Annotated in this window: 16 protein-coding genes; 14 read left to right on the top strand and 2 right to left on the bottom strand. The window is 69.8% G+C overall.

Translation table 11 applies throughout. The annotated features are described in order from the left end of the window. The first annotated feature begins 3 nt into the window (after nucleotides 1-3). From K8940_RS11270 to K8940_RS11230, 9 genes are read left to right on the top strand one after another with little or no spacing between them, the layout of a single operon-like run. The gene (locus K8940_RS11270; RefSeq protein ID WP_223395545.1) at nucleotides 4-1,014 is read left to right on the top strand and encodes a threonine-phosphate decarboxylase; all 1,011 of its coding nucleotides are present in this window, start codon (nucleotides 4-6) and stop codon (nucleotides 1,012-1,014) included. After that, nucleotides 1,011-1,844 carry an ABC transporter substrate-binding protein gene (locus K8940_RS11265; RefSeq protein WP_223395543.1) on the top strand — a complete coding sequence of 278 codons (834 nt, stop codon included), beginning with the start codon at nucleotides 1,011-1,013 and terminating at the stop codon, nucleotides 1,842-1,844. The genes K8940_RS11270 and K8940_RS11265 overlap by 4 nt, the downstream gene beginning before the upstream one ends. After that, complete coding sequence (locus K8940_RS11260; protein WP_223395541.1) at nucleotides 1,841-2,830, top strand: FecCD family ABC transporter permease; 990 nt, start codon at nucleotides 1,841-1,843, stop codon at nucleotides 2,828-2,830. Before K8940_RS11265 ends, K8940_RS11260 begins: the two co-directional genes overlap by 4 nt. After that, on the top strand, nucleotides 2,827-3,612 hold the full coding sequence (locus tag K8940_RS11255) for an ABC transporter ATP-binding protein (RefSeq protein ID WP_223395540.1): 786 nt from the start codon (nucleotides 2,827-2,829) through the stop codon (nucleotides 3,610-3,612). Before K8940_RS11260 ends, K8940_RS11255 begins: the two co-directional genes overlap by 4 nt. After that, a complete protein-coding gene (cbiB, locus tag K8940_RS11250) occupies nucleotides 3,602-4,528 on the top strand; it encodes an adenosylcobinamide-phosphate synthase CbiB (protein WP_223395538.1) in 927 nt (308 codons plus the stop codon). The genes K8940_RS11255 and cbiB overlap by 11 nt, the downstream gene beginning before the upstream one ends. Further along, nucleotides 4,516-5,976: a cobyric acid synthase gene (locus K8940_RS11245; RefSeq protein WP_223395536.1), complete on the top strand. Its 1,461-nt coding sequence runs from the start codon at nucleotides 4,516-4,518 to the stop codon at nucleotides 5,974-5,976. Before cbiB ends, K8940_RS11245 begins: the two co-directional genes overlap by 13 nt. Next, a complete protein-coding gene (gene cobT / locus K8940_RS11240; protein ID WP_223395535.1) occupies nucleotides 5,973-7,004 on the top strand; it encodes a nicotinate-nucleotide--dimethylbenzimidazole phosphoribosyltransferase in 1,032 nt (343 codons plus the stop codon). Before K8940_RS11245 ends, cobT begins: the two co-directional genes overlap by 4 nt. A gap of 2 nt (nucleotides 7,005-7,006) precedes the next feature. Beyond that, nucleotides 7,007-7,768, top strand: coding sequence for an adenosylcobinamide-GDP ribazoletransferase (gene cobS, locus K8940_RS11235; protein WP_223395532.1), 762 nt, complete (start codon nucleotides 7,007-7,009; stop codon nucleotides 7,766-7,768). Continuing rightward, on the top strand, nucleotides 7,765-8,250 hold the full coding sequence (locus K8940_RS11230) for a tyrosine phosphatase family protein (RefSeq protein WP_223395530.1): 486 nt from the start codon (nucleotides 7,765-7,767) through the stop codon (nucleotides 8,248-8,250). The genes cobS and K8940_RS11230 overlap by 4 nt, the downstream gene beginning before the upstream one ends. On the opposite strand, the gene K8940_RS11225 is transcribed toward K8940_RS11230, so the two are convergent. Together K8940_RS11225 and K8940_RS11220 are read right to left on the bottom strand one after the other, a co-directional pair. Further along, nucleotides 8,247-8,828 carry a DUF2939 domain-containing protein gene (locus tag K8940_RS11225; protein ID WP_223395527.1) on the bottom strand — a complete coding sequence of 194 codons (582 nt, stop codon included), beginning with the start codon at nucleotides 8,826-8,828 and terminating at the stop codon, nucleotides 8,247-8,249. The two genes, K8940_RS11230 and K8940_RS11225, sit on opposite strands and share 4 nt — an antisense overlap. A gap of 56 nt (nucleotides 8,829-8,884) precedes the next feature. After that, nucleotides 8,885-9,943 carry an alginate lyase family protein gene (locus tag K8940_RS11220; RefSeq protein ID WP_263285794.1) on the bottom strand — a complete coding sequence of 353 codons (1,059 nt, stop codon included), beginning with the start codon at nucleotides 9,941-9,943 and terminating at the stop codon, nucleotides 8,885-8,887. A gap of 207 nt (nucleotides 9,944-10,150) precedes the next feature. On the opposite strand from K8940_RS11220, the gene K8940_RS11215 reads away from it, so the two are divergent. From K8940_RS11215 to K8940_RS11195, 5 genes are all read left to right on the top strand, one after another. Next, nucleotides 10,151-11,191, top strand: a complete 1,041-nt coding sequence (locus tag K8940_RS11215) for a LacI family DNA-binding transcriptional regulator (protein ID WP_223395524.1) — start codon at nucleotides 10,151-10,153, stop codon at nucleotides 11,189-11,191. Nucleotides 11,192-11,345: 154 nt separating this feature from the next. Beyond that, the gene (locus K8940_RS11210) at nucleotides 11,346-14,198 is read left to right on the top strand and encodes a TonB-dependent receptor (protein WP_223395522.1); all 2,853 of its coding nucleotides are present in this window, start codon (nucleotides 11,346-11,348) and stop codon (nucleotides 14,196-14,198) included. A gap of 113 nt (nucleotides 14,199-14,311) precedes the next feature. Next, nucleotides 14,312-15,841, top strand: a complete 1,530-nt coding sequence (locus K8940_RS11205) for a tryptophan halogenase family protein (RefSeq protein ID WP_223395521.1) — start codon at nucleotides 14,312-14,314, stop codon at nucleotides 15,839-15,841. 18 nt (nucleotides 15,842-15,859) lie between these two features. Further along, on the top strand, nucleotides 15,860-18,148 hold the full coding sequence (locus K8940_RS11200; protein WP_223395520.1) for a beta-glucosidase: 2,289 nt from the start codon (nucleotides 15,860-15,862) through the stop codon (nucleotides 18,146-18,148). Then, complete coding sequence (locus tag K8940_RS11195) at nucleotides 18,148-19,551, top strand: glycoside hydrolase family 30 protein (protein WP_223395519.1); 1,404 nt, start codon at nucleotides 18,148-18,150, stop codon at nucleotides 19,549-19,551. The genes K8940_RS11200 and K8940_RS11195 overlap by 1 nt, the downstream gene beginning before the upstream one ends. Nucleotide 19,552 lies beyond the last annotated feature (1 nt).

Below are 19,552 nucleotides of genomic sequence, written 5' to 3'. Positions count from 1 at the left end.
AGCATGGCGTCGGTTCCCACCATCGGCGCCTTCCGGCACGGCGGCCGTCTCCGCGAGGCGATGGCCGCTCATCCGGACGCGCCGCGCCCTTGGCTCGACCTCTCGACCGGGATCAATCCCGAGCCGTGGTCCGGGCCGAGGGCGCCGGCGCACGCCCTGACGCGGCTGCCCGATCCCCAGGCGCTGAACGATCTGGAGGCCTTGGCGGCTCGCGCGTTCGGCGTCGCCGATCCCGGCCGGGTAGTCGCGGTCTCCGGCGCGGAGGCGGCGCTGCGGTTGCTGCCGGGCCTGATCGACAACGGTAGCGTCGCGCTGCTGGCGCCGATCTATGGCGGCCATCTCGAGGCCTGGGGCCCGGCGTCGCCCAGCCTGGTCGCCACGCTGGACGATCCGAGGATCGCGCGCGCCGACGTGCTGATCGTGGTCAATCCCAACAATCCCGATGGTCGCCGGATCGAACGCGAGGTCCTAGCGGAGCTGGCGGTCGAGCGGTCGGATCGCGGGCTCTGGACGGTCGTCGACGAGTCCTTCGTCGAGGTTGCGCCCGAGCTTAGCGTGGCGGATCTCGAGATCGACCGGTTGGTGACGCTGCGGTCGTTCGGCAAGTTCTACGGCCTGCCTGGAGCGAGACTGGGTTTCACCATTGGAAACAAGATGTTCGGGCGGAATATTCGCGCGCTTATAGGCGACTGGCCGGTCGGCGCCGACGCGCTGGCGCTGGGCCTGGGCGCCTATGCCGACGAGGCCTGGAGGGCTTCGACCCGCGCCACGCTGGCCGCCCGCGCCCGCGAGGTCGACGCGGTCCTGGCCGACGTGGGCCTGCAGACCGTCGGGGGCTGCGATCTCTTCCGCCTGGTCGAGGTCGCCGACGCCCATGACCTGTTCACGCGGTTGTGCGGCCTGGGCGTGCTGACCCGGCCGTTCGCCGATCGGCCCGACCGGCTGAGGTTCGGCCTGCCTTCCCGCAACGATTTCAGGCGCTTCGAAGAAGTCCTTCAGGCGGTGCGGTCATGAACCGGCGCGAGGTCATTGCTGGCGCCCTGGCGATGACGGCGGGCGCGACACCGGCCCCGCGCCGGATCGTCTCGCTGAACAGCTGCCTGGACGCAATGCTGGTCCACCTGGCCGATCGAAACCAGATCGCCGCCCTCAGCCACTACGCCCGAGAGGCGCACGGCTCGACCGTGGCGGCCCAGGCCAGGACCCTGCCGTTCACCTGGGAGAGCGCCGAGGAGGTCATCGCCCTGCGCCCCGACCTCGTCCTGGCAAGCCAGCACTCGGCCCTGGCCACCCGCAACGCCCTCAAGCGGCTGGACGTGCCGGTGCAGCGCTTCAAGGTGCCCAAGTCGGTCGACGAGAGCCTGGCCCAGGTGCGCAGGATGGCCAGACTGATAGGCCATGCCGACCGGGGCGAGGCCCTGGTCGCGCGGATCCAGGCGGCGATCGCGGCGGCCACGCCCGCGCCGGACGTGCGGCGGCTGAGCGCTCTGATCTACCAGCCGAACGGCTTCGCGGCCGGTCCGGGCACCCTGGTCGACGAGGTGATGGAGCACGCCGGCTTTGACAACGTCGCCCGGCGTTTCGGCCTCAGGACCTGGGGCAATGTTCCGCTGGAGCGGCTGCTGGCCGATCCGCCGCAAGTTCTGCTGGTCGGCGAGCCCGCGCCCGGCGCCCGTAGCTGGGCCGACCGGATCATGACCCATCCGGCCCTGAAGGCCGTCGCCGGCCAGATGCGCCAGGTCCGCATGCCCGAGAAGCTGCTCTATTGCGGCGGCCCGGTCCTGATCGACACCGCCGCCGCCATGGCCAGAGCCCGCGCCCAGGCGCTGAAGGAGGGCGCATGAAGTCCGCCAAGTCACCCTGGATGGTCTGCGGCGTCCTGGCGGCGCTGCTGGTCGTCCTGTTCGGCGTCAGCCTATGCGCCGGCCGCGTCTGGACGCCGTGGAGCGCCTGGATCTCGCACGGCCAGGACCCGCGCTGGGCCATCGTCTTCGGTCTGCGCCTGCCGCGCACCATCCTGGCCATCCTGGTCGGCGGGGCCCTGGGCCTCAGCGGCGCGGCGTTGCAGGGCTACACCCGCAACCCGCTGGCCGATCCCGGCGCGCTCGGCGTGTCGGCCGCGGCCGCGCTGGGCGCGGTGCTGACGCTGTATCTGGGCGCGGCGGGCGAGGCGCACTGGATCTTGCCGCTGGCCGCCATGGTCGGGGCGGGCGTCGGCGTCGCCGTGCTGCTGAGCCTGGCGGGGATCACCTCCAGCATCGTCACCTTCATCCTGGCCGGCTTCATCATCCAGACCGTCTGCGGCGCTGGCATCGCCCTGGCCCTGAACCTCGCTCCCAATCCGTGGGCGGTGAACGAGATCGTCAACTGGCTGCTGGGCTCGCTGGCCGACCGCAGCGTCGAGGAGGTCAGGCTGGCCGCGCCGGGCGTGGTCGTCGGCGGGCTGCTGCTGCTGACCCTTGGCCGGTCGCTGGACGCCCTGACCCTGGGCGAGCAGGGCGCCAGGTCGCTGGGCGTGGACCTGTCTCGAACCCGGCTGCTGATGGCCGTCGGCGTCGCCGTGGCGGTCGGGTCCAGCGTGGCGGTGACCGGCGTCATCAGCTTCGTCGGCCTGATCACCCCGCACCTGCTGCGACCGCTGCTGGGCTCCAAGCCCAGCGCCGTGCTGCTGCCGTCGTTCCTGGGCGGCGCGGCCCTGACCCTGGCGGCCGACGTCCTGGTGCGGATGACCCCGGCGGCCAGCGAGATCAAGCTCAGCGTCGCCATGGCCGCGCTGGGCGGACCATTCTTCCTGGCCATGCTGATCTCGATGCGACGGAGGCTGGCATGAGCACCGAACAAGGCCTGCGCGCGAGCGACCTCGCGATCCGCTTCGGCGAACGCCCGATCCTGCGCGGGATCTCCGCGCGGTTCGACAAGGGCCAGGTGATCGCCATCGTCGGCCCCAACGGGGCCGGCAAGTCGACCCTGCTGGCCTGCCTGGCCGGCCTGCTGAAGCCGGACGCCGGAGCGGCCGTCCTGGACGGAACGCCGGTCGCGGCCTTGCCCGGCCGGGCGCGGGCGCGACGCATCGCCTTCCTGGCCCAGACGCCCGAGATCGCCTGGGACGTCGACATCCGCGCCTTCGTCGGCCTGGGGCGCACGCCGCACCTGGGCGCCTTCGGCCCCAGCGACGGCGACCGGGCGGCGATCGACGCCGCCATCGCCGCGGCCGGGCTCGAGGCCTTCGTCGATCGTCCCATCACCCGGATGTCCGGCGGCGAGCGCGCGCGCGCCCTGATCGCCCGGGCCCTGGCCGGCGAGACCGACTGGCTGCTGGCCGACGAGCCGCTGACGGGGCTGGACCCCGGCCACGCGCTGGACGCCCTGGCCCTGTTCCGGCGGATGGCGCACGACCAGGGCAAGGGCGTGATCGTCACCCTGCACGACCTGAACCTGGCCGCGCGCTTCGCCGACCGGGTGCTGGTGCTCAGCGACGGCGCCTTGGCGATCGACGCCGCGCCGGAGATCGCCCTGGCGCCCGAGATCCTGTCGGACGTCTACGGCGTGCTGATCCGTCGCCACACCGGCGAGATCGGCCCGCTGATCGAAGTGCTGGGCCGTGTCAGCTAGTCCCTGGATCGTGCTGGCCGCCGCCGCCCTGGAGGCCGCCATCGGCTATCCGGAGGCGCTGCATCGGCGCGTCCCCCATCCCGTGGCCTGGATCGGCGCTCTGATCTCGCGTCTCGAGCAGATGCTGAACCAGGCCGTGTTCGGCGAGGCGCTGCGGCGCGTGTTCGGCGTCATGACCCTGCTGACGATCATCGCGGTCAGCGGCGGCGCGGGGTGGCTGATCACGCGGTTCGGCGGCGCGTGGGCCGTCGTGGCCGTCGGCTGGCTGGGCCTGGCGCAGCGCAGCCTGTGGGACCATGTCCGCGCGGTCGCCAAGCCGTTGAGCGCCGGCGACCTGGGCGCGGCCCGGTTCGCCGTCGGCAAGATCGTCGGCCGCGATGCGCAGCGGCTCGATGAGGCCGGCGTCGCCGCCGCCGCGATCGAGAGCCTGGCCGAAAGCTTCAACGACGGCGTGGTCGCGCCGCTGTTCTGGTTCGTGGTCGGCGGCCTGCCGGGCCTGTTCGTCTACAAGGCGGTCAACACCGCCGACAGCCTGATCGGCCATCGCGAGCCCCGCTGGCGGGCGTTCGGCTGGGCCTCGGCAAGGGCCGACGACGTGCTGAACTGGATTCCGGCCCGCTTGGCCGGCGGCCTGGTGGCGCTGGCGGGGAAGGGCGGGGCGGTGATCATGCTGCGCGACGCCCGCAAACACGCCTCGCCCAACGCCGGCTGGCCCGAGGCGGCGATGGCCGGCGCGCTGGGCGTCAGGCTGGGCGGCGCGGCCTGGTACGATGGCGTTCGCTCGGAACGGCCGGTGCTGGGCGAGGGCGGGGCGCCCGTGGCGGAGGACCTCGACCGCGCCCTGAAGGTCTATCTGCTTGCCTGCGGGATCCTGTGGCTGATGCTCCTGCTGGGAGGATTCGCATGGCCGCGCTGATGATCCAGGGATGCGGTTCCGACGTCGGCAAGTCGGTGCTGGTGGCCGGGCTCTGCCGGCTGTTCGCCAATCGCGGCCTGACGGTCCGGCCGTTCAAGCCGCAGAACATGTCCAACAACGCCGCCGTCACCGCCGATGGCGGCGAGATCGGCCGCGCCCAGGCGTTGCAAGCCGTCGCCTGCCGTACGCCGCCGACGGTCGACATGAACCCGGTGCTGCTGAAGCCTCAGAGCGACGTCGGCGCCCAGCTGGTGGTGCGCGGCAAGATGGCCGGAACCTGGAAGGCGCGCGGCTATCAGGAGCGCAAGGCGGCGCTGCTGGACACCGTCGTCGAGAGCTTCCGTCGACTGGAAGCCGAATGTGACCTCGTCATCGTCGAGGGCGCCGGCAGCCCGGCCGAGATCAACCTGCGCGCCGGCGACATCGCCAACATGGGCTTCGCCCGCGCCGTCGACGTCCCGGTGGTGCTGGTCGGCGACATCGATCGGGGCCACGTGATCGCCGCCCTGGTCGGGGCGCACGCCGTGCTCGACGACGGGGATCGCGCCATGGTGCGGGGCTTCCTGATCAACAAGTTCCGGGGCGATCCCGCCCTGTTCCAGGACGGCCGCGCCGAGATCGTCCGGCGCACCGGCTGGCCAGACCTGGGCATGGCGCCCTGGCTAGCGGCAGCGCGACGGTTGCCGGCCGAGGACGCCGTGGTGCTGGACCAGGCCGCCAGCGCCGATCGCCGCAAGGTGCGGATCGTCGTGCCGATGTTGTCGCGGATCGCCAATTTCGACGAGTTCGACGCCCTGCGCGCCGAGCCGGAGGTCGCGTTCACCTTCGTCCCGCCCGGAACGCCGCTGCCCGGCGACGCCGACCTCGTCATCCTGCCCGGCACCAAGGCGACCCTGGCCGACCTGGCCTTCCTGCGCGCCCAGGGCTGGGACATCGACCTCGCGGCCCACGTCCGGCGCGGCGGGCGGGTGCTGGGCGTCTGCGGCGGCTATCAGATGCTGGGCCGACGACTGTCGGATCCCGACGGCGTCGAGGGCGCGCCGGACTCGATCGAGGGGCTGGGCCTGCTGGACGTCGAGACGGTGATGACCGGCGACAAGACCCTGCGTCCCGTTACGGGGCGACTGCCGGACGGCGCGCGGTTCGAGGGCTACGAGATGCACGTCGGCCGCACCGCCGGCGCGGTCGCCCCGATGCTGACCTTCGACGACGGCGCGACGGACGGCGCCCGGTCGGCCGATGGCCGGGTCAAGGGCTGCTACGTCCACGGCCTGTTCGATAGCGGCGAGGCGCGGGCCGAGCTGCTGGCCGAACTCGGCGCGACGGCCGAGGGCCAGGACCAGACGGTCCGCGTCGACCAGGCGCTGGACGAGATCGCCGCCGTGCTCGAACGATCCTTCGACATTCCCGCCCTCATGCGCCTGGCGGGCCTGGAGTCCTCCCGATGAACCTACCTCCTGTGATCCCGGTCGACACGGCCGGCGCGGCGACCTGGCGCGCTCTGCTCGACGGCAAGGCCAAGCCGCCGGGCGCGCTGGGACGGGTGGAAGACCTCGCGGTCCAACTGGGCCTGATCGCCGGGGGATCGCCGCCGGCCTTCGACAAGGCGCTGCTGCTGGTCTTCGCCGGTGATCACGGCCTGACCGCCGAGGGCGTGTCGGCCTATCCGTCCAGCGTGACCCAGGCCATGGTCGCGACCTTCCTGGCGGGCAAGGCCAGCGCCAACGCCTTCGCCAACGCGGTCGGCGCCGAGCTGCGGCAGGTCGACGCCGGGGTCGACGCCGACCTGCCGCCACATCGCGCCCTGCTGGACCGGAAGGTCCGGCGCGGAACCCGCAACGCCGCCGTCGAGCCGGCCCTGACGCCCGACGAGGTCGCCCAGGCGCTGGAACGCGGCGCGCAGGTCGCGCGGGAGGCGATCGCCGAGGGCTTCGAGGTCCTGGCGCTGGGCGAGATGGGCATCGGCAACACCGCCTCGGCGGCCCTGGTCATGCACCGGCTGGCGCCGGCGCCGCTGGCGGACTGCGTCGGGCGCGGGACGGGTCATGACGACGCGGGCCTGGCGCGAAAGCTGGCGACGCTGGAACGGGCGGCCGCCCGCGCCGACGCCACGGCGCCCGAGGCCGTGCTGGCTGAGTTCGGCGGCCTGGAGATCGCGATGATGGCCGGGGCTGTGCTGGGCGCGGCGGCCGCGCGGGTTCCGGTGCTGATCGACGGCTTCATCGTCTCGGCCGCGGCCCTGGCGGCCATCCGGTTGAGCCCGGCGGCCAAGGACTACTGCGTGTTCTGCCACCAGTCCGCCGAGCGCGGACATCAGGGGATGTTGCGGGCGCTCGACGCCTCGCCGCTGCTGCATCTGGACCTGCGCCTGGGCGAAGGCACCGGCGCGCTGCTGGCCCTGCCGATCGTCCGCGCCGCCTCGCGGCTGCTAAGCGACGTCGCCAGCCTGGACGACGTCCTGAGCGGCCGCCTCTGATCATGGGCTGGGCGCGCCACCAGATCCGGCTGCTGCTGTGCGCCGTGCAGTTCCTGACGCGCGTTCCCACGCCGAACCTTTCGACCTTCGAACCCGACTGGATCACCCGCTCGGCGCGCTATTTTCCGCTGGTCGGGCAGGGCGTGGGCCTGGTCAGCGCCCTGGTGCTGATCGGGGCCGAGCGGGTCTGGGGCGGCGCGGTCGCGGCGGTCCTGGCCATCGCGGTCGGGCTGCTGATCACCGGCGCCTTCCATGAGGATGGCCTGGCCGACACCGCCGATGGGCTGGGCGGCGGGCAGACGCCGGCGCGGCGCCTGGAGATCATGAAGGATAGTCGGGTCGGGACCTATGGCGTCTGCGCCCTGGGGCTGATCCTGGCGACCAAGGGCGCGGTGTTGACCTCGACGCCAGTTCTGACCGCCGCCGTCGCCCTGCTGGCGGCCCATGGCCTGGGACGCGCGGCGGCCGTCGTCGCCATGCGCGCCACGCCCTACGCGCCCCAGGGCGAGGCGGGGAAGTGGAAGCCCGTGCCCCAGGGCGTCCGTCCCGGCGAGGTCCTCGCGGCGTTGCTGTTCGCCGCCTGGCCGCTGGCCTTTCTACCGCCCGGCGCGGCCCTGGCCGGCGTGGCGGGCGGCGCCCTCCTGGCGATCCTCATGGCGGCTCTGGCCAAGCGCCTGATCGGCGGCCACACCGGCGATGTCCTGGGCGCGATCGAGCAGGTGTTCGAGCTGGGCTTCCTGCTGGGCGTGGCGGCGCTGGCATGAGGCTGCTGGTCGGTCCGGTCACGGCCGTGGAGCGCCTGCTGGCCAGCGCGCCGGTCGACCACGTCCTGACCCTGGTCTCGCCCGACGCCGAGAATCCGCCGCCGAGCGCGCCCCGCACGCTGTTGCGGTTCAACGACATCGTCGAGGCGCGGCCTGGCCTGGTCATGCCCTCGGCGGCGGACATCGCGGCGATCCTGGCGCTACGGGAAACGCCGACCCTGCTGATCCACTGCCACGCTGGCGTCAGCCGCTCGACGGCGGCGGCCTACATCCTGGCCTGCGCGGTTCGACCGAAGGGCGAGGAAGCGATCTTGGCGGCGCAGCTGCGCGCGGCCAGCCCGGAGGCGACGCCCAACATCTTGATGGTGGCGCTGGCGGACGCGGCGCTGGAACGCGGCGGCGCGATGAGCGCGGCTGTCGCCGGCATCGGCCGGGGTGTCGACTGTTACGAGGGCTCGACGGTCGACTGGGCGCTCGACTAGCGGCCGAGGTTCGGCGGCAACTCGATCTTGACCAGCTTCCAGGTGAAGAGGCCGCGTCGCTCCAGGACCAGGCCCAGTTCGTCGCCGGGCTGGTCGGCCTTGTCGCGATAAGCGGCGTGGAAGTGGTTCAGGCCCTGGTAGGCGTAGTGGGCCTCGGTGGTCGACTTGGCCTTCGGCTTGGGTTGCTCGACCGGCGGCGGAGGCGCGTCCGTCGAGATGCGTTCCGGGGCCTTGTTGGTGGCCACCATCTCGGCGATGGCGTCCGGGGTGGCGTAGGCGTCCACCGCCTTGTCGATCACGCCGACCAGCAGCATCTGGCCCAGCGCCGCGAACGGGTTGTCGCGCAGCTTGGGGTCGTCGGCGATGGACCGGGTCATCACCGCCTTGAGCTGCGACTTCAGGCTCTCGCGGACGGCGGGGAAATCGATGCTGCGTTCCAGCTTGGCGCGGTCGCCGGCCTTGGCCGCCGTGGTCAGGCCATGCAGGGCGATGATTGGCGAGACGAAATAGGCGGCGATCAGGAAGGCGGCGAGCACGCCCACGCCGGCGCCGACCAGGATGCGGTTGTTACGAGTCATCAGGTTCTCCCGCCTCGATTGGGACAGACGGGAGAAGCGGGGTCAACCGGACCGGGTCAGCGTTTCGAGGCGCGCTGGATCTCGGTCCAGACGGGCGGGCGCTTGCCGGTGCGCTTCACCAGGTCGTCGCGCAGTGCCAGGTGCTTGCCGTCCAGCAGGCTGGCCAGGCTGTAGGTCGAGACGCCGTTGCCGACGTCCCATGGGTGTGGCGCGTACTCCTTCTGGCCGGCGGCGGCGCGGTCGCGGTCGAACTGGATCTTGGAGTTGGCGAACTCGATGTGGGTCTTGTCGCCCCGCGCATAGGCCGCCAGCCAGTCAAGGGAGCGGGGCAGGCTGGCGCCGGTCGAGCTCTTCCAGGCGAACCAGTCCTGGCCGTGCGCCTGGGCCGAGAGCGCCGCCATCATCAGCGGGTCGAGGTTGTAGGTGACGTAGTGCAGGGCGTCTCGCTCATGGAAGTCGAACATGCTGCCGTCGGGCAGCAGGTTGACGGTTACCTGCTTCTCATAGGCCTTGCGGGCGCGATCGATGATCGCCGCGTCGCCGGTCTGGAAGGCCGCCATGGTCGCGAGCTTGACCCGGTGGCTCTGCCAGTTGGTGTTGGCGTTCCTTGGTCCCGCGTCCATGGCGTCGAGATAGCCGACCGCCATCTTGCGCCAGAACGCGTCGACCTTGGCGCGGACCGGGGCGGGGAGGTCGTCCTCGGTCAGGTCGTAGGCCATCAGCAGTGTGTCGAAACCGGTCTCGTCGATCGGGTTGAACGAGATCTGGTAGATGTCGGCCCAGTTCTCCAGATAGCGGCCGGTCGCGTCGAGGAACTGGTGATCGCCCGTCAGGCGATAGGCGATGGCGAAGTTCAGCACGATCGGCTGGTCTTCCCGCGCCTTGAGGCTGATCTCGCGGATGCCCTTGCCCGGCAGGGTGCCTTCGGTGTGCGCGTGGGGGATGGCGCCCGGCGGTCGGTCGAGGTTTGCCGTGGCGCGCGAGACGATCATCTCCGACAGGGCGGGGGCGACGGGCCCCTTGCCGAACGAGGGCCCCAGCAAGGCGGAATCGGCGGCGTGGGCCGCGGACGCGACGGCGGACAGGGCGCAGGCGGCCAGCCAGATGGTCTTCAAGGCGATCTCCCCAAGCTTTTCGCCCGCCAACTCCGCGAGCGGTTTGCGAAGATATCTGGCCAATCTCCCAGCTTGTCAATTATTGGTCATGCCAATATGGATGCACTGGTCGGACCGATAAGGCGTCACTCTGGAAGCGCTCCGGTTGAATCGCTTGTGTTGCGCGGTTTTCCTGACCATCTTCCGGCCCGTCTGAGGGAGCGTGATTTGACGAGCAAGAGACCCACCATCGACGACGTCGCCCGGCTGTCGGGCGTGGCGCGCGTGACGGTGTCTCGGGTGCTCAACGGCGGTCCCAACGTGCGCGACGAGGTCCGCGCCCGCGTCATGCAGGCGGTCGAGCAGCTGGACTACAAGGTCAATCCGCAGGCCCGCAGCCTGGCGGGCGGCGCCAGCCGGCTGCTGGCCTTCGTCTTCGCCTCGGATCCCGACAACGAGCCGAACTCGTATTACGAATCCGCCCTGGAGCTGGGCGCCCTGCGCGCCTGTCTGGCTCTCGGCTACCAGGTCCTGGTCCAGAACGTGCCGCAGCAAACCCCCGACCGTCAGAAGCGGATCCTGGACCTGATCACCACCCAGCGCTGCGAGGGCCTGATCCTGTCGCCGCCCTACAGCGACGACGTCGCCCTGATCGAGGCCGCCCTGGCCCAGGGCTGCAAGGTCGTGACGGTGTCGCCCGGCGGTCCGGGCAAGGGCAAGGCCGACGGGGTCGGGGTCGACGACGAGGCCGGCGGCTACGACGTCACCCGCGAGTTGCTCCGCCTGGGCCACCGCCGGTTCGGCTTCATCGCCGGCCTCGAGGGCCACCTTTCGGCCGACCGTCGCCTGAGGGGTTTCCAGCGCGCCCTGGCCGAGCAGGGGCTGGGGGAGGGCGACTGCGTCGTCCTGCGCGGCGACTTCACCTTCCGGTCCGGCACCCACCTGGCGCCGCAACTGCTGGACCATCCGCTGAAGCCGACGGCGCTGGTCTGCGCCAATGACGACATGGCCGCCGGCGTGCTGTCAGCCGCTCATGCGCGGGGCCTCAGCATCCCCGCCGACCTGTCGATCACCGGCTTCGACGACGCTCCCGTCGCCGCGATCGTCTGGCCGCCGCTGACCACCGTGCACCAGCCCGTGAAGGTGCTGGGCCAGCGCGCCGTCGAGCTCCTAGTGGCCCGGCTGACCGGCGCCAATCTCGCGCCCGAACCCGTCTTCGAACAGCTCGAACACGCGGTCGTGTCACGCCAGACCACCACGGCGCGGTAAAGACTCCCAGGGTCCGGTTTGTTTCCGCCTTGACAACGTTGTCGCGTCGGGAGCAATTGGAAGCGCTTCCATGGAAGCGCTTCCACAGCTACGCTGACTGGAACAAGAACAAGACATCGCCCTGCTCAGAGGGCGAGTTCAGAGGGGAGAGCTCATGCGAAACCGCACGACGAGCGGCGCGCGTCCGTCCATTCAGCGATTCTACGCCACGGCTTCGGCCGCCGCGATCACCCTGGCGATCGCCGGGCCGGGCGCGGCCTGGGCGCAGTCCGCCGACCAGGCGCCGAAGGCCGAGGACGACACCGTCGAGGCCATCGTGGTCACCGGCATCCGGGCCGGCATCCAGAACTCCATCAACATCAAGAAGAACGAGACCTCGATCGTCGAAGCCGTGTCGGCCGAGGACATCGGCAAGCTGCCGGACGTCTCGATCGCCGAGTCTATCGCCCGCCTGCCGGGCCTGGCCGCCCAGCGCGTGAACGGCCGCGCCCAGGTGATCTCGATCCGCGGCCTGGCGCCGGACTTCACCACCACGCTGCTGAACGGCCGCCAGCAGGCCAGCTCGGGTGACAACCGCGCCGTCGAGTTCGACCAGTATCCGTCGGAGCTGCTGTCCAGCGTCGTGATCTACAAGACGCCGGACGCCCAGGTCTCGGGCATGGGCCTGTCGGGCACCGCCGACCTGCGCACCGTGCGCCCTCTGGAATTCGGCAAGCGCGCCCTGGCCGTGAACCTTCGCGGCGAGAAGACCTCGGGCAAGAAGCTGAACGACGACTCCCACAACGTGGGCGGCCGCTTCAGCGCCAGCTACATCAACCAGTTCGCCGACGACACCATCGGCGTGGCCCTCGGCTACGCTCACCTGGATTCGCCCTCGCAGGTGAAGCACTACAAGGCTTACGGCTACGAGGCCTTCCCGGCCGAGTCGACCTCGCCGGACAGCGCCGACGGCGTGCTGATGCTGAACGGGCAGGAGATCTTCGCCACGTCGCGCAACAACAAGCGCGACGCCGTCATCGGCATCTTCGAGTACAAGCCCAACGACCGCATCCACTCGACGCTGGACGTCTACTATTCAACGTTCAAGCAGACCGAGGTCACGCGCGGCGCCCAGTGGTTCTCGAACCCCTATGCCGACGGAGTCACCTTCACGGGGGTGACCACCGAAGATATCGGCGGGTCGAAATTCGCCGCCGGCGGCACGCTGAACCACGGCGTCCTGCAGCTGCGCAACGACTACAACACTCGCCAGGACCAGCTGTTCTCCGCCGGCCTGAACAACGAGTTTCAGCTGACCGAGAAGACCCGGCTGGTCGCCGATCTGTCCTATTCCTCTAACAAGCGGAAGGAACAGATCATGGAGACGTACGCGGGCTACGGCCGCGGCGTCGGCGGCGTGACCGGCGCCACGCCGGACGTGGGCCGCACCTATGACACCATCGGCTTCAAGGTCGCCGACAACGGCTTCTCGCAATATGACGAAGGCCTGAACTATGCCGACGCCAGCAAGGTCACCCTGGGCGACCGCGCCCCGTGGGGCGGCTGGGGCCACGACGGCGCGATCCGCTTTCCGCGCGTCAAGGAAGACGTCACCGCCGTCGACATCCGGCTCGAGCACGAGATGGACGGCTTCATCACCCAGCTGTCGGGCGGCGTGAACTACACCAAGCGCGACAAGGGCAAGACCGTCTCGGACAACGACCTGTTCCTGAAGAACGGTCGCCAGCAGGTCTATGTCGACGCCGCGGACCTGGTCGATCCGACCAGCCTGGGCTTCGCCGGCTTCGGCCAGGTGCTCAGCGTCAAGATCGGCGACGTCTGGAAGAAGTACTACAACGCGGCCCCGATCCTCGACGCCAACTACTACGACAAGAACTGGGACATCACCGAGGAGGTCACGACCTTCTTCGCCCGCGCCAACTTCCAGACCGGCGACCTGCGCGGCAATGTGGGCGTCCAGGTGGTCAAGCAGAAGCAGGAGTCGAGCGGCGTCGTGATCAACGGCCTGGCCTCGGGCCAGCCGATCGTGCCGACCAAGATCGACGCCAAGGACGACTACACCGACGTCCTGCCCAGCCTGAACCTGATCTACGACCTGGGCGGCGGACATCGCCTGCGCTTCGCCCTGTCCAAGACCATGGCCCGCCCGCGCATGGACGACATGCGCGCCAACGTCACGCCAGGCTTCAATTCGCTGGTCTGCTCCAGCCAGCCGTGTGGTCCGGGCACGACGGTCAATCCGTGGTCGGCCTCGGGCGGCAACCCGCACCTGAAGCCCTGGATGGCGAAGGCCGCCGACCTGGCCTACGAATGGTACGTCAGCCCCGCGACCTATCTGTCGGTGGCGGCCTTCTACAAGAAGCTCGACACCTACATCTACAACCAGACCGGCGTGTTCGACTTCACCGGGATCCCGATTCCGGTCGGCGCCAGCATCCCGGCGGGCACCACCGTCAACCCGATGGGCCAGATCACCCTGCCGGCCAACGGCAACGGCGGTAACCTGAAAGGCCTGGAATTCAGCGGCGCCATGGACTTCGGTCAATTCGCCGATCTGCTGAAGGGGCTGGGCGTCCAGGGCAGCCTGTCGCTGACCAAGTCGAACCTGAACCCGACCACCGGCACGGATCCCGTCCGGATCCCGGGGCTCTCGAAGACCGTGTACAACATCACGGGCTACTACGAGCGGGGCGGCTTCCAGGCGCGGATCAGCCAGCGGTATCGCTCGGCCTTCAAGGGCGAGGTCGTGCAGCTCTACGCCACGCGCGGCTTCACCGAGATCCTGGCCGACAAGCAGGTGGACGCCCAGATCGGCTACACCTTCCAGGATGGTCCGCTGCAGAACCTGGGCCTGCTGCTGCAGGTCAACAACCTGACGGATTCCCCGTACCGCACGCGCCTCGGCCTCGACAACGGCGGGACCAAGACCAGCGACGGCGGCTCGCTGCCCGAGACCTACGAGAAGTACGGCCGTCAGATCCTGTTCGGCGTGAACTATCGGTTCTAAGCAGAGGGCTGAGCTCGCCGCGCTCCCCCGCGGCCAGGCTCGCCAGGCAAGAACCAATCGGAGGCGGGGGCGCCTAAGGCGTCCCCGACCTTCGCTCAACGGGAGGCGGGTGGTTGCAACCGCTCAAGAAAATTCTGATCGCCGGCGGCGGGTCCGCCGGATGGATGACGGCGGCGCTGTGCTCGCGCCTGTTCCAGGGTCTCTACGAGATCGTCCTTGTCGAGTCCGAGGAGATCGGCACGGTCGGGGTGGGGGAGGCGACTATCCCCGCCATCAAGAAGTTCAACGAGCTGCTCGGCCTCGACGAGGATGACTTCCTGCGCAAGACGCAGGGGTCCTTCAAGCTGGGCATCCAGTTCCGCGATTGGTTCCGCAAGGGTGAGAGCTACCTGCACGGCTTCGGCGTGCTGGGCCAGGACCTGGGCTGGCTGCGCGTCCACCAGTACTGGCTGCGCATGCGCGAGTTGGGCCGCGCGGGCGACTTCAACGATCTGTCGATCAACAACGCCATGGCGCTGAACGACAGGTTCATGCGCGCCCGGGCGGACATGGCCGAGTCCCCGATCGGCCATATCGCCCACGCCTTCCATTTCGACGCTGGCCTCTACGCCAAGCACCTGTCGACCTACGCCCAAGCGCGCGGCGTCAAGCGGCGCGAGGGCAAGATCGTCGACGTGACGCTGCGGCCGCAGGACGGCTTCGTCCAGTCGGTGACCATGGACGACGGCGAGGTGATCGCCGCCGACTTCTTCGTCGATTGCTCGGGCTTCCGGGGGCTGATCATCGAGCAGGCGCTGAAGACGGGCTATGAGGATTGGACACACTGGCTGCCCTGCGACCGGGCCATCGCCGTGCCGACCGAGCGCTCAGAGCACTTCACGCCCTATACCCGCTCGACAGCGCACGACGCCGGCTGGCAATGGCGCATCCCACTGCAGCACCGCACCGGCAACGGCCACGTCTATTCGTCCAAATACATCGACGACGACGAAGCCGAGCGCGTCTTGTTGTCGAACCTGGACGGCGCCCAGCGGGCCAACCCGCTGCGCATCCGCTTCACGACCGGCAAACGCAAGAAGATCTGGAACAAGAACTGCGTCTCGGTGGGTCTGGCCAGCGGCTTCATGGAGCCCCTGGAGTCGACCAGCCTGCACCTGATCCAGTCGGCCGTGATCCGCATGGTTCGCCTGCTGCCGGACGGCGGCTTCGACCAGGCCAATGTCGACGAGTTCAATCGCCAGAGCGACTTCGAGTACGAGCGCATCCGCGACTTCATCATCCTGCACTACAAGGCCACCCAGCGCGACGACACGCCATTCTGGCGTTCCTGCCGCGACATGGAGGTCCCCGCGACGCTGCAGCGGAAGATGGACCTGTTCGCCGCCAACGGCCGGGTGTTCCGCGAGGACGACGAACTCTTCACCGAGGAGAGCTGGATCCAGGTGTTCCTGGGCCAGGGCGTGATCCCGCGCGGCTATGACCCGCTGGTCCGCGTCCAGTCGGACGAGGCCATCGCAGCCCATCTCGCCAACATCGAAACGGTGATCGGCAAGTGCCTGAACGTCATGCCCAGCCATGCCGAGTTCGTGGCCCGGACCTGCCAGGCCCCGCCGCTCAACGCGGCCCCCGTTCCCATTCCCTAGAGACGCTTGGAGTACGCCATGACGACCGCCGCCCTGCCTTCATCCGCCTTGCGGATCCTGTGCCGGACTACCGCCGCCGTGGCGTTGCTTTCCCTCGTCCCGCTGTCGGGAGTGCTCGCCGAGGTCATGCCGACCAAGGACAGCGCGCCGCTGACCCCGCGCGCCAATGATCCGGCCTGGGCCCGCGCCGACGCCCTGGTCAAGCAGATGACGCTGGATGAGAAGATCGCCTATCTGCACGGCCTCTTCCCGCCCAACACCAAGCCCGCGCCCGCCGACATGATCCCCTCGGCCGGCTATGTCCCGGGCGTGTCTCGCCTGAAGATCCCGACCCTGCGCGAGAGCGACGCCAGCCTGGGCGTGGCCAACCAGGTCGAGCAGCGCAAGGGCGACGTCGCCACGGCCCTGCCGTCGGGCCTCGCCTTGGCCTCGACCTTCGAGCCGAAGCTGGCCTATGCCGGCGGCGCGATGATCGGCGCCGAGGCCCGCGCCAAGACCTTCAACGTCCTGTTGGCCGGCGGCGTCAACCTGACCCGTGACCCGTGGGCCGGCCGCAACTTCGAATATCTCGGCGAAGATCCGCTGCTGGCCGGTGAGATGGCCGGCGAGCAGATCAAGGGCGTGCAGTCCAACCACATCGTCTCGACGATCAAGCACTTCGCCCTCAACGCCCAGGAGACCGGCCGCCACGTGATGGACGCCCAGATCGACGAGGCGGACCTGCGGGAAAGCGACCTGCTGGCCTTCCAGATCGCGATCGAGAAGAGCAGTCCGGCGTCGGTGATGTGCGCCTACAACAAGGTCAATGGCGACTGGGCGTGCCAGAACGACTTCCTGCTGAACAAGGTGCTCAAGCGCGACTGGAACTATCCGGGCTTCGTGATGTCCGACTGGGGCGCGGTGCACAGCACGGTGAAGGCCGCGCTGGCGGGCCTGGACCAGCAGTCGGGTCAGGAGCTGGACACCCAGATCTTCTTCGGCGACGACCTGAAGGCCGCCGTGGCCAAGGGCGAGGTCAGCCGGGCTCGCCTCGACGACATGGTCCGCCGCATCCTGCACGGGGTGATCACCTCGGGCCTGATGGACGACCCGACCCCGACCAGCCCCCAGCCGATCGACTATGACGCCCACGCCAAGGTCGCCCAAGCGGTGGCCGAGCGCGGGGCGGTGCTGCTGAAGAACGAGGGCGGCCTGCTGCCTCTGGCCAAGACCGCCAAGAAGATCGTGCTGATCGGCGCCCATGCCGACGTCGGGGTGATCTCGGGCGGCGGCTCGTCCCAGGTGCGGTCGGTCGGCGGCGCGCCGGTCGAGATCCCGCTGAACGGCGGCGAGGCCGCCTCGTTCGTCCGCGTCACCTGGCACGCGTCCTCGCCGCTGCAGGCGATCAAGGCCGCCGCGCCGGGCGCCGAGGTGATCTATGTCGACGGCAAGGACCCGGCCGCCGCCGCGGCCGCCGCCAAGGACGCCGACGTCGCCATCGTCTTCGCCTGGCACTGGCAGACCGAGGCCCAGGACGCGCCCTCGATCGTGTTGCCCGAGAACCAGGACGCCCTGATCGACGCGGTCGCGACGGCCAACAAGAATTCGATCGTCGTCCTCGAGACCGGCGGCCCGGTGACCATGCCGTGGCTGGACCGCGTCGGCGCGGTGCTTCAGGCCTGGTATCCCGGCCAGCGCGGCGGCCAGGCCCTCGCCCGCCTGCTGACGGGCGAGGTCAATCCGTCGGGCCGCCTGGCCATGACCTTCCCGAAGTCCGCCGACCAGGCTCCGCGTGCGAGTGCGCCGGGCTTCGCCGAACAGGCCGCCATCGACGACGCTCGCCGCGCCGGCCAGCAGGCCGGTCCGATCAAGGGCTTTCCGGTGAAGTACGTCGAGGGCGCGGCCGTCGGCTACCGCTGGTACGCCCAGGAACAGCGCCAGCCGCTCTATCCGTTCGGCTACGGCCTCTCGTACACGACCTTCGCGTACAGGAACCTCAAGGTCGAGGACGTGGCGGGGCTGAAGGTCAGCTTCGACGTCACCAACACCGGCAACGCCGCCGGCGCCGACACCCCGCAGCTCTACGTCACGGCCGGCAAGCGCAAGCCGATGGTCCGTCTGGCCGGCTTCGAGAAGGTCGACCTGGCGCCCGGCGAGACCCGGCGCGTCACCCTCACCGTCGAGCCGCGCATCCTGGCCGACTACGACGTCTCCAAGCCGGGCTGGTCGATCGCGGCGGGCCGCTACCCGCTCTATGTCGGCCGCCATGCCGGCGACGCGGCGCTGACTGGCGAGGCCAACCTCAAGGCCTGGTCGAGGAAGCCGTGATGCGCGCCATCCTTCTCGCCGCCGCCGCGCTCGTCGTGGCGACGCCCGCTGTCGCCGGATCCAAGCTTCAGGGCTGGGTGACGACGGGCGACAAGAGCCAGCTGCTGGCCGCCCAGGCGCCGTCGAGCGTGGCGAGCGCCGAGACGGTCGCCGGCCTGCCGGTAATCGCCGTCGACACCAAGGAGCGCCACCAGACCATCGTCGGCTTCGGCGCGGCGATCACCGACGCCTCGGCTTGGCTGATCCAGAACAAGCTGACGCCGGTCAAACGCGACCAGCTGCTGCGCGAGCTGTACGGGCGTGGGGAGGGTGGCCTGGGCTTCAGCTTCACCCGGATCACCATCGGCGCCTCGGACTTCTCGCTGGACCACTACAGCCTGGATGACGTTCCGAACGGGGCGGCGGATCCGAAGCTCGAGCATTTCTCGCTGAAGCGGCCACAGGAATACGTCTTCCCGACCGTCCGCGCGGCGCTGAAGATCAATCCCGACCTCAAGGTCATGGCCTCGCCGTGGAGCGCCCCGGCCTGGATGAAGACGACGGGATCGCTGGTAAAGGGCCAGCTGAAGCCCGAGGCCTATCCGGTCTATGCCGACTTCTTCGCCCGCTACGTCAAGGAAGCGGCCAAGGTCGGCGTGCCCACCGACTATCTCAGCATCCAGAACGAGCCGGACTTCGAGCCCGACAACTACCCGGGCATGCGCTGGAACGCCAAGGATCGTGCGAGGTTCTTCGGCGAGAACCTGGCCCCGGTGTTCGAACGCCAGAAGATCACCACCAAAGTGCTCGACTGGGACCACAACTGGGATCATCCCGAACAGCCAACGACCGTGCTGGCCGATCCCAGGGCCCGAGCCTTCCTCGCCGGCGTCGCCTGGCACTGCTACGCGGGCGACGTCTCGGCCCAGCAGCCGGTGACCGAAGCCAATCCGGACAAGGAGATCTTCCTGACCGAGTGCTCGGGCGGCGAATGGTCCCCGAAGTTCGACGACAGCTTCTCGTGGATGGTCGAGAACCTGATCATCGGCGCGACGCGCGGCGGCGCGCGGGGCGTCCTGATGTGGAACCTGGCCCTGGACGAGAAGTTCGGCCCGCACGCCGGCGGCTGCGGCGATTGCCGGGGTGTCCTGTCGATCGACAGCACGAGCGGCGCCATCACCCGCACCCAGGAATATTACGCCTTCGGCCACGCCAGCCGGTTCGTGAAACCGGGCGCGACGCGGATCGGCTCGCCAGCCAAGCTCGGTGACCTGCGCACCGTGGCGTTCCAGAACCGCGACGGCGGCCGCGTGCTGATCGTGCTGAACGTGGGAACCCAGCCGGCGACCTTCGCCATCACGGAAAGCGGGCGGCGGTTCAAGGCGTCCTTGCCGGCTCGGGCCGCCGGCACCTTCACCTGGTGAT

The organism is Caulobacter segnis (assembly GCF_019931575.1).
GTDB classification, from domain to species: domain Bacteria; phylum Pseudomonadota; class Alphaproteobacteria; order Caulobacterales; family Caulobacteraceae; genus Caulobacter; species Caulobacter segnis_C.
This window is presented reverse-complemented; position numbering and strand designations above follow the sequence as displayed.

Bases quoted from the DNA above. Each gene is read 5' to 3' on its own strand.
- K8940_RS11195 (WP_223395519.1), top strand. From the start codon at position 18,148: ATGCGCGCCATCCTTCTCGCCGCCGCCGCGCTCGTCGTGGCGACGCCC.
- K8940_RS11210 (WP_223395522.1), top strand. From the start codon at position 11,346: ATGCGAAACCGCACGACGAGCGGCGCGCGTCCGTCCATTCAGCGATTC.
- K8940_RS11265 (WP_223395543.1), top strand. From the start codon at position 1,011: ATGAACCGGCGCGAGGTCATTGCTGGCGCCCTGGCGATGACGGCGGGC.
- K8940_RS11245 (WP_223395536.1), top strand. From the start codon at position 4,516: ATGGCCGCGCTGATGATCCAGGGATGCGGTTCCGACGTCGGCAAGTCG.
- K8940_RS11225 (WP_223395527.1), bottom strand. From the start codon at position 8,828: ATGACTCGTAACAACCGCATCCTGGTCGGCGCCGGCGTGGGCGTGCTC.
- cobS (WP_223395532.1), top strand. From the start codon at position 7,007: ATGGGCTGGGCGCGCCACCAGATCCGGCTGCTGCTGTGCGCCGTGCAG.
- K8940_RS11270 (WP_223395545.1), top strand. From the start codon at position 4: ATGGCGTCGGTTCCCACCATCGGCGCCTTCCGGCACGGCGGCCGTCTC.
- cobT (WP_223395535.1), top strand. From the start codon at position 5,973: ATGAACCTACCTCCTGTGATCCCGGTCGACACGGCCGGCGCGGCGACC.
- K8940_RS11230 (WP_223395530.1), top strand. From the start codon at position 7,765: ATGAGGCTGCTGGTCGGTCCGGTCACGGCCGTGGAGCGCCTGCTGGCC.
- K8940_RS11260 (WP_223395541.1), top strand. From the start codon at position 1,841: ATGAAGTCCGCCAAGTCACCCTGGATGGTCTGCGGCGTCCTGGCGGCG.
- K8940_RS11255 (WP_223395540.1), top strand. From the start codon at position 2,827: ATGAGCACCGAACAAGGCCTGCGCGCGAGCGACCTCGCGATCCGCTTC.
- K8940_RS11200 (WP_223395520.1), top strand. From the start codon at position 15,860: ATGACGACCGCCGCCCTGCCTTCATCCGCCTTGCGGATCCTGTGCCGG.